Annotated in this window: 9 protein-coding genes; 5 read left to right on the forward strand and 4 right to left on the reverse strand. The window is 67.0% G+C overall.

What is annotated here, in order from left to right:
- Positions 1-37 precede the first annotated feature (37 nt).
- The 3 genes from EV147_RS01500 (at position 38) to EV147_RS01510 (ending at position 3,754) form a co-directional block, all read left to right on the forward strand.
- Positions 38-613: a superoxide dismutase family protein gene (locus EV147_RS01500; RefSeq protein WP_130389365.1), complete on the forward strand. Its 576-nt coding sequence runs from the start codon at positions 38-40 to the stop codon at positions 611-613.
- Between the two features lie 129 nt (positions 614-742).
- Complete coding sequence (gene dcd, locus EV147_RS01505; RefSeq protein WP_130389366.1) at positions 743-1,309, forward strand: dCTP deaminase; 567 nt, start codon at positions 743-745, stop codon at positions 1,307-1,309.
- 180 nt (positions 1,310-1,489) lie between these two features.
- The gene (locus tag EV147_RS01510; RefSeq protein WP_130389367.1) at positions 1,490-3,754 is read left to right on the forward strand and encodes an arginine/lysine/ornithine decarboxylase; all 2,265 of its coding nucleotides are present in this window, start codon (positions 1,490-1,492) and stop codon (positions 3,752-3,754) included.
- 74 nt (positions 3,755-3,828) lie between these two features.
- Here EV147_RS01510 and EV147_RS01515 read toward each other — a convergent pair whose 3' ends face one another.
- The 4 genes from EV147_RS01515 to ppc form a co-directional block, all read right to left on the reverse strand.
- Positions 3,829-5,559: a TRAP transporter large permease gene (locus EV147_RS01515; protein ID WP_130389368.1), complete on the reverse strand. Its 1,731-nt coding sequence runs from the start codon at positions 5,557-5,559 to the stop codon at positions 3,829-3,831.
- Positions 5,559-6,101 carry a TRAP transporter small permease subunit gene (locus tag EV147_RS01520; RefSeq protein ID WP_130389369.1) on the reverse strand — a complete coding sequence of 181 codons (543 nt, stop codon included), beginning with the start codon at positions 6,099-6,101 and terminating at the stop codon, positions 5,559-5,561. Before EV147_RS01520 ends, EV147_RS01515 begins: the two co-directional genes overlap by 1 nt.
- Positions 6,102-6,323: 222 nt before the next feature.
- Entirely contained in the window at positions 6,324-7,733 is a 1,410-nt protein-coding gene (gene argH, locus EV147_RS01525) for an argininosuccinate lyase (protein WP_130389370.1), read from the reverse strand.
- Between the two features lie 130 nt (positions 7,734-7,863).
- Entirely contained in the window at positions 7,864-10,899 is a 3,036-nt protein-coding gene (gene ppc, locus EV147_RS01530) for a phosphoenolpyruvate carboxylase (protein ID WP_130389371.1), read from the reverse strand.
- A 164-nt stretch (positions 10,900-11,063) separates the two neighbouring features.
- Between ppc and hemC the strand changes: the two genes are divergently transcribed.
- Together hemC and hemDX are read left to right on the forward strand one after the other, a co-directional pair.
- Entirely contained in the window at positions 11,064-12,077 is a 1,014-nt protein-coding gene (gene hemC / locus EV147_RS01535; RefSeq protein ID WP_130389372.1) for a hydroxymethylbilane synthase, read from the forward strand.
- Positions 12,078-12,087: 10 nt separating this feature from the next.
- The gene (gene hemDX, locus EV147_RS01540) at positions 12,088-14,196 is read left to right on the forward strand and encodes a fused uroporphyrinogen-III synthase HemD/membrane protein HemX (RefSeq protein WP_130389373.1); all 2,109 of its coding nucleotides are present in this window, start codon (positions 12,088-12,090) and stop codon (positions 14,194-14,196) included.

A 14,196-nucleotide genomic window follows, 5' to 3' on the forward strand; every position in this document is an offset into this window, starting at 1 on the left:
ACGGCACACCACCAAATACACCAAGGGAGGAAGCGGCATGAAACGGGCACTGTTTGGACTGGCAATTGGCGCATCGGCCATCGCACTGGCGGGTTGCGCGGGTTCGGACCGCGGCGCGACGGCGGCCATGGCCGCCCCGGCCTCGGCTTCGGCGGGCGGCGCCACCAAGGCGGCGGCCACGCTGGCGCCCAAGAGCGGCACCAATACCGCCGGGCGCGTCACGTTCGACCAGCAGTCGGGCGGCGTGCTGGTGGGGGTGCTCGTGACCGGCCTGGCGCCGGGCAGCGTGCACGGCTTCCACGTCCACGAGAAGGGTGACTGCTCGGCGCCGGACGCCATGAGCGCGGGCGGCCACTTCAACCCGAACAGCAAGCCCCACGGCCAGATGACCGGCGGCGGGGACCACCATGCCGGCGACATGAACAACCTGACGGCCGATTCCAGCGGCAACGCCCGCGTGCAGTTCCTGATGCCGGCGGTGACGGTGGCGGCGGGCCCGAACAGCGTGGTGGGCAAGGCGGTGATCGTCCACAAGGACCCGGACGATTACCGCACGCAGCCCACCGGCAACGCCGGCGGGCGGATCGCCTGCGGCGTGATCGCGGCAAGCTGATGGCCATGCCCCTTTGCCGCAGTGCGGCAGAGGGGCAGCCCGCGCCGGGATTGGTTGTACAATGCGCCCCAATTCGCATGCGGCGCCCGGTTTGGCCGGCCAGCCGTCCGTCCATCCTGCCACTTCCTTATGAGCATCAAATCCGACAAGTGGATCCGCCGCATGGCGGAGCAGCAAGGCATGATCGAACCGTTCGAGCCCGGCCAGGTACGGGAATCGGAGGGTCGCAAGATCGTGTCGTACGGCACTTCGAGCTACGGCTACGACATCCGCTGCGCCAACGAATTCAAGATCTTCACCAATATCAACAGCACGATCGTCGATCCGAAGAACTTCGACGAGAAGTCGTTCGTCGATTTCAAGGGCGATGTCTGCATCATCCCGCCGAACTCGTTCGCGCTGGCCCGGACCATGGAATATTTCCGGATTCCGCGCAGCGTGCTGACGATCTGCCTGGGCAAGAGCACCTACGCGCGCTGCGGCATCATCGTCAACGTGACGCCGTTCGAGCCCGAGTGGGAAGGCTATGTGACGCTGGAGTTCTCGAACACCACGCCGCTGCCGGCCAAGATCTACGCCGGCGAGGGCTGCGCGCAGGTGCTGTTCTTCGAGTCCGACGAGGTCTGCGAGACGTCGTACAAGGACCGGGGCGGCAAGTACCAGGGCCAGCACGGCGTCACGCTGCCGAAGACCTGACGGCCTGTCATCTTCCCGAACTAGAATGCCGGCGTCTCATCCGCGCCGGCGGCGTCTCCGGCCATGAACCGGCAGGACGCCAGACCTGACGAACGAGCCACATGCCGCCGCCGCGGGGAACCTTCCGGCGGCCATGTGGCTCAAGTCTTTCCAAGCACGCTCATCACCCAAGGATTTCCGATGAAATTCCGCTTCCCCGTCATCATCATCGATGAAGACTTCCGTTCCGAGAACATTTCGGGCTCGGGCATTCGCGCACTGGCTGAAGCCATCGAGCGCGAAGGCATGGAGGTGATGGGCCTGACCAGTTATGGCGACCTGACGTCGTTCGCCCAGCAGGCCAGCCGCGCCTCCACGTTCATCGTGTCGATCGACGACGACGAGTTCGTGCGCGCCGATGACCAGCCCGAAGCCGCCGCCATCGAGAAGCTGCGCGCGTTCGTGAGCGAGGTGCGCCGCCGCAATACCGACCTGCCGATCTTCCTGTATGGCGAAACGCGCACTTCTCGTCACATTCCGAACGATATCCTGCGCGAGCTGCACGGCTTCATCCACATGTTCGAGGACACCCCCGAATTCGTGGCGCGCCATATCATCCGCGAAGCCAAGGTCTATCTGGACACGCTGGCGCCGCCGTTCTTCAAGGCGCTGATCGACTACGCGCAGGACAGCTCCTACTCGTGGCACTGCCCGGGGCACTCGGGCGGCGTGGCGTTCCTGAAGAGCCCGGTGGGGCAGGTGTTCCACCAGTTCTTCGGCGAGAACATGCTGCGCGCCGACGTCTGCAACGCCGTGGAGGAACTGGGCCAGCTGCTGGACCATACCGGTCCGGTGGCGGCATCCGAGCGCAACGCGGCACGGATCTTCAATTCGGACCATATGTTCTTCGTGACCAACGGCACGTCGACGTCGAACAAGATGGTCTGGCACGCCAACGTGGCGCCGGGCGATATCGTGGTGGTGGACCGCAACTGCCACAAGTCGATCCTGCACGCGATCATGATGACCGGCGCGATCCCGGTGTTCCTGATGCCGACGCGCAACCACTACGGCATCATCGGCCCGATCCCGAAGAGCGAGTTCGACCCCGAGACGATCCGCCGCAAGATCGACGCCCACCCGTTCGCCAGCAAGGCCAGGAACCAGAAGCCGCGCATCCTGACGATCACGCAGGGTACGTACGACGGCGTGCTGTACAACGCCGAGCAGATCAAGGAAATGCTGGCCTCCGAGATCGACACGCTGCACTTTGACGAGGCGTGGCTGCCGCACGCCGCGTTCCACGAGTTCTACCGCGAGATGCACGCGATCGGCCGCGACCGCCCGCGCAGCAAGGACGCGCTGGTGTTTGCCACCCAATCCACGCACAAGCTGCTGGCCGGCCTGTCGCAGGCGTCGCAGATCCTCGTGCAGGATTCGGAAACGCGCAAGCTGGACCGCTACCGGTTCAACGAGGCGTACCTGATGCACACCTCGACCAGCCCGCAATACTCGATCATCGCTTCGTGCGACGTGGCGGCGGCCATGATGGAAGCCCCCGGCGGCACCGCGCTGGTGGAGGAGAGCATCCAGGAAGCGCTGGACTTCCGCCGCGCCGTGCGCAAGGTGGAAGCCGACTACGACGTGGCCAACAACGGCGACTGGTGGTTCAAGGTCTGGGGCCCGGACACGCTCAACGAGGACGGCATGCCCGACCGCGAAGAGTGGATGCTCAAGGCCAACGAGCGCTGGCACGGCTTCGGCGACCTGGCCGACGGCTTCAACCTGCTGGACCCGATCAAGGCCACGATCATCACCCCGGGCCTGGACGTGGACGGTGAATTCAGCGAGCGCGGCATTCCGGCCGCCATCGTCACCAAGTACCTGGCCGAGCACGGCATCATCATCGAGAAGACGGGCCTGTACTCGTTCTTCATCATGTTCACGATCGGCATCACCAAGGGCCGCTGGAACTCGCTGGTAACCGAGCTGCAGCAGTTCAAGGACGACTACGACCAGAACCAGCCGCTGTGGCGCGTACTGCCCGAGTTCGTCGGCAAGTACCCGCAGTACGAGCGGATGGGCCTGCGTGACCTGTGCGACGCGATCCACAGCGTCTACAAGGCCAACGACGTGGCCCGCGTGACCACCGAGATGTACCTGTCGGACATGGAACCGGCAATGAAGCCGTCTGACGCCTGGGCGATGATGGCCCACCGCGAGATCGAGCGCGTGCCCGTGGACGAACTGGAAGGCCGCGTGACGGCCATCCTGCTGACGCCGTACCCGCCGGGCATCCCGCTGCTGATTCCGGGCGAGCGTTTCAACCGGATCATCGTCCAGTACCTGCGCTTCGCCCGCGAGTTCAACAAGCTGTTCCCGGGGTTCGAAACCGACATCCACGGGCTGGTGGAGGACGAGGTGGACGGCCAGAAGGCGTACTTCGTGGACTGCGTGAAGCAGTAACGACGTAGTAGTTTCGCCAAAGAAAAACCCCCGCGACCGAAAGGCGCGGGGGTTTTTTCATTCCAATTCCACCACTACTTGCTCTTCTCGAACTGGAACTGCGGCGCCGCCGGCTCGCTGGATTCGCTGCCGCTGCCCGGCAACTCCAGCGTGCCCGGCGAGGATGCTGGCCCCCCGGGCTTGCTATCGGTATCCCCGCCCAGCGGGATACTGATTTCGGCGGAATTACTATGTTTCAGCGATCCCTTGTCGAGCAGCCCGGTGACCATGCCCGGCCAGAACATCACCAGCAGCACCATGACCATCTGCAGGCCCACCCAGGGCAGGGCGCCCCAGTAGATGTCCGAGCTTTTCACTTCCTTCGGGGCGATGCCGCGCAGGTAGAACAGCGCAAAGCCGAATGGCGGGTGCATGAACGAGGTCTGCATGTTCACGCACAGCATGACGCCAAACCAGACCAGCGCGGCCGTGGCCGCCGCCTCGGGGTTGCCGCCCATCGAATCGAGCACGACCGGCGTCAGCACCTTGACCGCCACCGGGGCCAGCATCGGCACCACGATGAATGCGATCTCGAAGAAGTCGAGGAAGAACGCCAGGAAGAAGATGAACAGGTTGACCACGATCAGGAAACCGATCCAGCCGCCCGGCAGCGAGGTGAACAGGTGCTCCACCCATGCCCCGCCGTCCACGCCCTGGAACACCACCGAGAAGCAGGTGGAGCCGATCAGGATGAACACCACCATGGCGGTGATGCGCGCCGTGGACTGGTAGGCGTCGACGATCAGCAGCCGCAGGTCGGTCAGCTGGCCGGCGCGGATCAGCAGCCACAGCACCACGAGGTAGGCCACGGCCAGCGGAATCCGGAACGCGTGCGAGCCGAACGCGAACACGCCCACCGCCGCCGCCACCGCCGTGGCGGCGATGCCCACGCGGTAGATGTTGCGGTCGATCGTGTTGAAGCCCTTGTCGCGGATCACGGCCAGCACCAGCGCGCCAACGGCGCCCATCGCGCCCGATTCGGTCGGGGTGGCGATGCCCAGCATGATCGTGCCCAGCACCAGGAAGATCAGCACCGCGCACGGAATGATGCCGCGCAGGCACTTGGCCCACAGCGCCCAGCCGCGCAACGTGCGCGCCTCGGGGGGCACCGGCGGCAGCCAGTCCGGTTTGATGCGGGTCAAGACGAAGGTGTAGAGCGCAAACAGGGCGATCTGGACGATCGACGGGCCCCAGGCGCCCAGGTACATGCTGCCCACGTCGGCGCTGCCCATCGGCGTCTTGAGCTGGTCGGCCAGCACCACGAGCACCAGTGACGGCGGCACCAGCTGCGTGATCGTGCCCGACGCCGCCAGCACGCCAGTGGCGTACTTCATGTTGTAGCGGTAGCGCATCATCACGGGCAGCGAGATCATTGCCATGGCAATCACCTGCGCGGCCACCGTGCCGGTGATCGCGCCCAGGATGAAGCCGACGATGATCACCGAATAGCCAAGCCCGCCGCGCACCGGGCCGAACAGCTGGCCCATGGAGTCGAGCATGTCCTCGGCCAGCCCGCATTTCTCCAGGATGGCGCCCATGAAGGTGAAGAACGGGATCGCCAGCAGCAGCTCGTTGCCCAGCACGCTGCCAAACACGCGGCTCGGCACGGCCTGCAGGAACTGCATCGGGAAATAGCCCCATTCGATGGCCAGGAAGCCGAAGGCCAGGCCCACCGCGGAGAGCGAGAATGCGACCGGGAACCCGATCAGCATGAATACCACCAGGCCGCCGAACATCAGCGGCGGCATATATTCCAACGGAATCATTATTGCACCGGCCTTTCGTATTTCGATTCGATGCGCACCAGGCCCTGCAGGGCGGCGAAGCGCTTGATCAGTTCGGAAATCCCCTGCAGCGTCAGCAGGGCAAAGCCGAGCGGCACCACGAGCTTGATCGGATACCGGGGCAGGCCGCCCGAGTTGCCCGACTGTTCGAGAATGCGCCACGAAGGCAGGAACAGCGATTCCCACGACAGCCACGTGAACAGGATCGTGGACGGCAGCAGGAATACGAGGATGCCGAAGATGTCGATCCAGTGCTGGGCGCGCTCGGACACGTTGCCGTAGATCAGGTCCACGCGCACGTGTTCGTTGCGCTGGAACGTGTACGACGCGCCAAACATCACGGCCACGGCGAACATGTACCACTGGAGTTCGAGCGGCCAGTTGTCGCTCAGGTTGAAGCCGTACCGCAGCAGGGCGTTACCTGCACTGACCAGGCACGACAGCAGGATCATGATGTTTGCAAGCCTGCCCGTGTGCTGGTTCAACCTGTCGATCTGTCGTGACAGACCAAGCAAGTAATTCATGGGTGTCTCCCCCTTTTCTAATGCGCCGGCTAGTTTATCTGTAACAAATTCCCGGGGGGCTAGGGGATTGTCCTAGAAGGCTTGGTGGTTTGTTCCCCTCTGCCGCGTGCGGGAGAGGGGCCAGGGGAGAAAGCCGGGGATGCCCCAGATACAAAAAAGCCGCTGGCCTGTCGGCGCAGCGGCTTTTTTACGACGCAGTCTTACGGAAAACTTACAGTTCGGTCACAGCGTCTTGCGGGCGGCGGCGATGGCGGCGCGGACCTGGTCCGGCGCGGTGCCGCCGATGTGGTTGCGCGAGGCCACGGAGCCTTCGAGCGTCAGCACCGTGTGCACGTCGTCGCCGATCAGCGCGGCCTTGTCGCCCAGCCCCGACACCTCACGCAGCTCGGCCACGGTCAGGTCGGCCAGGTCGCAGCGGCGGTCGTCGCAGGCGCGCACGGCGTGGGCCACGGCTTCGTGGGCGTCACGGAACGGCAGGCCGCGCTTGACCAGGTAGTCGGCCAGGTCAGTCGCGGTGGCGTAGCCCTGCAGCGCGGCGGCGCGCATGGCGTCCGGCTTGACGCTGATGCCCGGCACCATGTCGGCAAAGATCCGCAGCGTGTCGACGATGGTGTCCACGGTGTCGAACAGCGGTTCCTTGTCTTCCTGGTTGTCCTTGTTGTAGGCCAGCGGCTGGCCCTTCATCAGCACCAGCAGGCCGCTCAGGTGGCCGAACACCCGGCCGGTCTTGCCGCGTGCCAGTTCGGGCACGTCAGGGTTCTTCTTCTGCGGCATGATCGAGCTGCCCGTGCAGAAGCGGTCGGCGATGTCGATGAAGCCGACGCGCGGGCTCATCCAGATCACCAGTTCCTCGGAGAAGCGCGAGACGTGCGTCATCACCAGCGACGCGGCGGCCACGAATTCGATGGCGAAGTCGCGGTCGGACACGGCGTCGAGCGAGTTGCGGCACACGCCGTCGAAGCCCAGCTGCGCGGCCACGAACTCGCGGTCGATCGGGTAGCTCGTGCCGGCCAGCGCGGCGGCGCCCAGCGGCAGGCGGTTCACGCGGCGGCGGCAGTCGGCCATGCGCTCGGCGTCGCGCGTGAACATTTCCACGTAGGCCATCAGGTGGTGGCCGAACGTCACCGGCTGGGCCACCTGCAGGTGGGTGAAGCCGGGCAGGATCGTGTCGGCGTTCTTGTCCGCCAGATCCATCAGCGCGCCACGCAGGTCGCCCAGCAGGCCGATGATGTTGTCGATTTCGCTGCGCAGCCAGAGCCGGATGTCCGTGGCCACCTGGTCGTTACGCGAACGGCCGGTATGCAGGCGCTTGCCGGCGTCGCCGACCAGCGCGGTCAGGCGGGCTTCGATGTTCAGGTGGACGTCTTCGAGATCCAGCTTCCATTCGAACTGGCCAGCCTCGATCTCGCCACGGATCTGCGTCATGCCGCGCTCGATCTCGGCGCGGTCGGCCTCGGCGATGATGCCCTGCTTCGCCAGCATGGCCGCGTGGGCCAGCGAGCCCTGGATGTCGAACAGCGCCAGACGCTTGTCGAAGAACACCGACGCGGTGTAGCGCTTCACCAGATCGGACATCGGTTCGGAGAAGCGGGCGGACCAGGCTTCGCCTTTCTTGGCAAGTTGGGAGGTCATGACTGAGGCAGGGCGGAAAATCGGAAACGGCGATTATATCGCTTGGCGGACATATCAAATGCCGCAAGATGGTTCCCCTCTCCCGCAAGGCGGGAGAGGGGAACCAAATCAGGGGAAAGAGCACACGGCGTCACCCGCTGTTCCGCAACCCCGCCGCCACCCCGTTGATCGTCAAGTGAATCCCACGCCGCACGCGTACGTCGTCGGCGTCCTTGCCGGCCCGGTAGCGCTTGAGCAGTTCCACCTGCAGGTGGTTCAGCGGATCGAGGTACGCGAAGCGGTTCTTGATCGACCGCGCCAGCAGCGGATTCTCTGCCAGGCGCTCGGTACGGCCGGTGATCAGGCCGAGCATGTCGCAGGTCAGGTGCCATTCGGCGCTGATGCGCGAGAAGACCGTCTTGCGCAGCGCGGCGTCCTCGCACAGGCCGGCGTAGCGCGACGCCACGGCCAGGTCGGTCTTGGCCAGCACCATGTCCATGTTCGACAGCAGCGTGCGGAAGAACGGCCACGTCTTGACCATGCGCTTGAGCGTGGCGATTGCCGCCTTGCGCGCCTTGTCGTCGGGCGTGTCGTCGAGCATGGCCTGCACGGCGCTGCCGAAGCCGTACCAGCCCGGCAGCAGCAGGCGGCACTGGCCCCACGAGAAGCCCCACGGAATGGCGCGCAGATCCTCGATCTTGCGGTTCTTCTTGTCCATCAGCTTGCGCGAAGCGGGCCGCGATCCCAGGTTCAGGTCGGCAATTTCCGTGATCGGCGTGGTGGCGAAGAAGTAGTCCTTGAAGCCCGGCGTGTCGTAGACCAGGTGGCGGTAGCTCGTGAAAGCGCGGTCCGAGAGCTGCTGCATGATGGCCTCGAAGCCCTCCAGCCCGGCTGGCGCGTTCTGCGTGGGCAGCAGCGACGCCTCCAGCGTGGCCGCGATCACGGTCTCCAGGTTGCGGCGCCCGATCTCGGCATTGGCGAATTTACTATTGATGATCTCGCCCTGCTCGGTCAGCCGGATCTGGCCGTTCACGGTGCCCGGCGGCTGCGACAGGATGGCCTCGTAGGTGGGGCCACCGCCCCGGCCCACGGTGCCGCCGCGGCCATGGAACAGGCGCAGCTTGACGCGGCGGGCATCGAACAGCTTCACCAGCGCCAGTTCGGCCTTGTACAGCTCCCAGTTCGACGTCAGGAAGCCGCCGTCCTTGTTCGAATCCGAGTAGCCGAGCATCACTTCCTGCTCGACGCCATGGTGTCTGATCACCGAATCGAAGCCCGGCAGGTCCAGCAGCGATTCCATGATGCCGGCGGCGTTGCGCAGATCCTCGATGGTTTCGAACAGCGGAATGACCATCAGCTCCATGCGCGCCGGGTCGGTCTTGCTGCCCAGCGTGCCGCGCAGCATGCCGGCCTCCTTCTGCAGCAGCATGACTTCTACCAGATCCGACAGCGTCTCGGTGTGCGAGATGATGTAGTTGCGCGCCACGCGGTTGCCGTAGCGGGCGCGCAGGTCGCGCGCCATGCGGAAAATGGCCAGTTCGTTGCGCGTCTGCTCCGAATAGTCGTGCCACGGCAGCGTCAGCAGGCGCGGCTGGCGCAGCTCGGCCAGCAGCAGTTCCAGCTTCTTCGCCTCGGGCAGCGCCGCGTAGTCGCGTGCGATGCCGGCGGCCTGGAACAGCTCGGCAATCACGGCCTCGTGGACGTCCGACACCTGGCGCATGTCCACCGAGGCCAGATGGAAGCCGAAGATGGCGATGGCGCGGATCAGCGCGTCGATCCGGCCGCGCGCCAGCGATTCGCCGTGGTGCGAGCGCAGCGAATCGACCACGATCTGCACGTCGGCGGCAAATGCCTCGGCATTGTCATAGGCCGCCACGTCGGCTACCGGGTGGCGCTGGGCCACGTGGCCAGTCAGGTTCGCGGTGGTCGCGGCCAGCCGCGCGTAGATGCCGATCAGCGCGCGCCGGTAGGGCTCGTCGGCGCGATGCTCGGAATGGTCGGGCGAGGCCTCGGCCAGCGCCAGCAGTTCGGGGCTGGCATCGACCATCAGCGACGACAACGGCAATTCGGCGCCCAGCGCGTGCACCTCGTCCAGATACCACTGCATGATCAGCGTCGACTGGTGCCGCGCGGCATACTCCAGTGTCTCAGCCGTCACATTGGGATTGCCGTCGCGGTCGCCGCCGATCCAGGAGCCCATCTGCAGGAACGGCGCCAGCGGGGCGGGCGTGCTACCGGCCTTGCTCTTGCGCGGAAATACCGCGGCAATGTCTTCCTCCAGGTCGGCCATCAGGCGCGGAATGCCATGCAGGAAGGTGGTGCGGTAATAGGAAAGCGCGTTCTCGATCTCATCGACCACCATCAGGCGCGTATTGCGCAGCATCCGGGTCTGCCAGAGCGTGGTCACGCGGGCGCGCAACTGGGCCGTGTTGTGGTCGCGTTCGCGGGCAGTCATCGGCAGGTCGCGCTCGGCCAGCAGGCGCGCGATCTCGCGTTCGGCGTCGAGAATCGACTTGCGCTGGACTTCGGTCGGGTGCGCGGTGAGTACCGGCATGATCAGCGAGTTGTCGAGGAAGTCGCGCAACTGCTTGCCGGTCACGCCGGCCGCATCGATAGCTTCCAGCGCACGGGCCAGGCTGCCCGGCTGGGGCGGCGAGCCGGCCAGCGCGTGGACGCGGCGGCGGCGGTTGTGGTGCTGATCCTCGGCGATGTTCGCCAGATGCGAGAAGTAGCTGAAGGCGCGCACGACCGAGTTGGTCTGGTCGCGCGACAGGCGCTTGAGCAGGCGGTCCAGTTCGGCGCCGGCGGCTCGGTCGTTCTCGCGGCGGAAGCGCACGGCGGTCTGGCGGATCGTTTCCACCAGTTCGAAAGCGGCCTCGCCCTCCTGCTCGCGCACCGCGTCGCCGAGCAGGCGGCCCAGGAAGCGGATGTCGTCACGCAGCGGCAGGTCCTTGTCGGCGGCGCGGCGGGCGGGGGCGGCAGGCGTGACGGTGTTGCCGTCGGGCGTCACCACGGCCAGCGCAGGCCGGGCAGGCGCCTTGCGGGCGGGGGATTTCGGGGTCCGGGGCGCGGTGGCCGGGTTGACTGCGGGGGTGTCATGCGCGTCATGCTGGCCTGAGGCTGGCGTAACTGACTTGCGGCCGGTGGAACGGGATCGGCCGGTGGGGCGCGCAGCAGGCTGCGTCATCAACTATCTCCTCGTGTCACTACGTTATATAGACGGTATCGAACGCCGGGCTGGAATTCCCGGTTTCGACCGGCGTCAACTCCCGGCCGGAAACGTCACTTCGGGACGCTCCATCCGGCCAGTCGGGCGCCGGTCCGGCAGGGGGTGCGTGCTAACATGCGCGCATGCAAGCACCCGCCAATTCACCCTTGACCTCTGCGTCTTCTTCGTCCGCTGCAGCCGTGGCGCGCAGCACACCGTCCAGACTCGTCATCGCGTCGCGCGAAAGCCGGCTAGCGATGTGGCAGGCTGAACATGTGCGTGCTGCGTTGCAACAATACTATCCCGCGTGCGATGTGTCCATTATGGGAATGACGACAAGGGGTGATCAGATTCTCGACAGGACCTTGTCGAAAGTCGGCGGCAAGGGCCTGTTTGTCAAGGAACTCGAGGTGGCGATGGCCGAGGGCCGCGCCGATCTGGCCGTCCACTCGCTCAAGGACGTGCCGATGGAACTGCCCGAAGGCTTCGCGCTCGCGGCGGTGATGGAGCGGGAAGACCCGCGCGACGCGCTGGTCTCGGCGCAGTTCGGCTCGCTGGAGGAGATGCCTGCGGGCACCGTGGTCGGCACGTCGAGCCTGCGCCGCGAGGCCGCGCTGCGCTGCCGGTTCCCCCATCTGGTGATCAAGCCGCTGCGGGGCAACCTCGACACCCGGCTCGGCAAGCTCGACCGCGGCGAGTACGGCGCCATCATCCTGGCCGCCGCCGGCCTGAAGCGCCTGGGCCTGGGCGACCGTATCCGCGCGCTGATCGGCGCCGAGACCTCGCTCCCGGCCGCAGGGCAGGGCGCGCTTGGTATCGAAATTCCCGCCAACCGTCCCGAACTGGCCGAATGGCTGGCCCCGTTGAACCACCTTCCCACGTTGCTGGCCGTGTCCGCCGAGCGCATGGTGTCGCGCCGCCTCGGCGGCTCGTGCCAGGTGCCGCTGGCCGCCCACGCGCGCTGGCAGGATGCCACGCTGCGCCTCGACGCCTTCGTGGCGCTGCCCGATGGCACGCGCCAGGTGCACGCGGAATCCGCCGGGTCGGTGGACTCGCTGGCCGGTGCCGAGGCACTTGGCTCGGCCGTGGCCGACGACCTGCTCGCCCAGGGTGCCGACGCCGTGCTGGCCGCGCTGGCCACGGCCGGGCCTGCCTGAGGACGCCCCGATGCCTCGCCCGACCGTCGTCGTGACGCGACCCGCCGGGCAGTCCCGGCAACTGACCGAGGCGTTGCAGGCCGCCGGGCTGGACGTGCTCGGCTTTCCGTTGCTCGCCATCGGCCCCACGGCCGACGACACCGCGCTGCGCGACGCGCTGGCCCGGCTGGCCGACTATGCGCTGGTGGTCTTCGTCAGCCCCAACGCGGTTTCGTTCGCTTTCGACGCGCTGGCGCAGGTCCAGCAGACCGCCGGCGCGGCCCAGTGGCCAGCCGGCGTGCCGGTGGCCGTGGTGGGGCCGTCGAGCGTGACGGCACTGGCCGAGCGCGGGGTGGCGCCGCCCACCCATCGCGTGATCGCCCCGGCCGGCGCGCAGCCTGACGCAGCGTCCGCCGACGAGGCCCCGCGTTTCGACTCCGAGGCGCTCTGGTCTGAACTGGACACCTCGCCCGGCGCCTTCGCCGGCCAGCGTGTGCTGATCATCCGTGGCAACGGCGGCCGGGACTGGCTCGGCGAGCGCCTGCGCGAAGCCGGCGCCACCGTGGAGGCCGTGGAGGCCTATAGCCGCACGCTGCCCGAGCCCAGCGCGATGCAGTGGCAGGCCGTGCGCGACAGCCTCCGGCCCGACGCGCCGCCGTATGGCTGGCTGCTGACCAGTTCCGAAGCGGTGCGCAACCTCGACGCGCTGGCGCGCCTGCATCTGTCGCCCCAGGAACACGAACGCCTGAAGCAGGTGCAGTGCATTGCGCCCCATGCGAGAATTGCCGCGCAGGCCCAGGCGCTCGGTTTTGCACACGTGCTGCCTGCCGCGCCCGGCGATGCCGGGTTGCTGGCCGCGTGCACGCAGTGGGGCAATGCCCACGCCGGACCGGCCGCGCCGGCGCCCACGCTGGTGGCGCCCGCCGCGACGGTGCCGGATGCGCTGCCCCCCGTGCCCGTGCCGGCGCCTGCTGCCCCCGAACCAACCGGATCGCCACGATCCACCACAACCAAGGCCGAACGCGTGACGCCAGACTCTACGTCCACCTCGTCCAGCAATGCCGCCTCGTCCGCCTCCGCGCAATCGGCGGGGATGCCGGGCGCCGCTGCCCATCCGATCCAGCCTCCGTCCCGCCGGATGTCGCCCTGGTGGCCGGTTGCCGTGCTGCTGGTGCTGGCCATTGCCGGCGGTTTCTGGTGGCTCCAGATGCGGGTCGAGCACCTGACCGAGGAGCTGGCGCGCCGCCAGCAGAGCAACGACGTGCTGGTGCAGGAGACGCGCGTGTTGTCGAAGAACGCGCAGGACATCGTCAAGGAGCTGCAGGCCAAGGTGGGCGCGCTCGACGGCCAGGTGGTGGAGGCCCGCGACAAGCAGGCCGCGCTCGAACAGGTGTACCAGGACCTGATGCGCAACCGCGACGACTGGGAAATCGCCGAGATCCAGCAACTGCTGACCAACGCCGGCCAGCAACTGCAGCTCACCGGCAACATCCAGGTGGCGCTGGCCGCGCTGCAGAGCGCCGACGCGCGCCTGGCACGCGCCGACAAGCCCCAGTACAACCAGCTGCGCCGGGCACTGGCCCGCGACATCGCGCGCATGAAAGCCGTGCCCGATACCGACCTGACCGGCGCCGCGATCAAGCTCGACGAGTCGATCAACCAGATCGACGCGCTGCCGCTGCTGTCCGGCGAGCACATGCTCGACCGCACGCCGGGCGAGCGCCGCAACCCGGCGAAGGGCGCCTCGGCACCGGCTGCCGCGTCCGCGCCGGCCGGCGGCAACGTGCTGACGCGCACCTGGGACTACGTCGTGGCGGAACTGGGCCACGTGATCCGCGTGCGCAAGGTGGACGACACCAATGCGCTGCTGTTGTCGGGCGACCAGGGCTGGTTCCTGCGCGAGAACGTCAAGCTGCGGCTGCTCAACGCGCGGCTGGCGCTGCTGTCGCGCAACGAGCCCGTCTTCCGCAACGACCTGGCCGCCGCGCAGGCGATGATCGGGCGTTACTTCGATACGCGCTCGCGCCGTGTGCAGGGCGTGCTGACGCTGCTCAAGCAGTCGCAGGCCAGCGCGGTCACGGTCTCGCTGCCGACGATGGCCGAAAGCCTTGGCGCGCTGCGGGCGCTGAAGAAGGAGTAA

The sequence above is a fragment of the Cupriavidus agavae genome (assembly GCF_004217045.1).
Classification (GTDB): Bacteria; Pseudomonadota; Gammaproteobacteria; order Burkholderiales; family Burkholderiaceae; genus Cupriavidus; species Cupriavidus agavae.

What these genes read in the sequence shown, in the direction of transcription:
- argH (WP_130389370.1), bottom strand. Translation starts at nt 7,733, where the DNA reads ATGACCTCCCAACTTGCCAAGAAAGGCGAAGCCTGGTCCGCCCGCTTC.
- dcd (WP_130389366.1), top strand. Translation starts at nt 743, where the DNA reads ATGAGCATCAAATCCGACAAGTGGATCCGCCGCATGGCGGAGCAGCAA.
- EV147_RS01510 (WP_130389367.1), top strand. Translation starts at nt 1,490, where the DNA reads ATGAAATTCCGCTTCCCCGTCATCATCATCGATGAAGACTTCCGTTCC.
- hemC (WP_130389372.1), top strand. Translation starts at nt 11,064, where the DNA reads ATGCAAGCACCCGCCAATTCACCCTTGACCTCTGCGTCTTCTTCGTCC.
- hemDX (WP_130389373.1), top strand. Translation starts at nt 12,088, where the DNA reads ATGCCTCGCCCGACCGTCGTCGTGACGCGACCCGCCGGGCAGTCCCGG.
- EV147_RS01520 (WP_130389369.1), bottom strand. Translation starts at nt 6,101, where the DNA reads ATGAATTACTTGCTTGGTCTGTCACGACAGATCGACAGGTTGAACCAG.
- EV147_RS01500 (WP_130389365.1), top strand. Translation starts at nt 38, where the DNA reads ATGAAACGGGCACTGTTTGGACTGGCAATTGGCGCATCGGCCATCGCA.
- ppc (WP_130389371.1), bottom strand. Translation starts at nt 10,899, where the DNA reads ATGACGCAGCCTGCTGCGCGCCCCACCGGCCGATCCCGTTCCACCGGC.
- EV147_RS01515 (WP_130389368.1), bottom strand. Translation starts at nt 5,559, where the DNA reads ATGATTCCGTTGGAATATATGCCGCCGCTGATGTTCGGCGGCCTGGTG.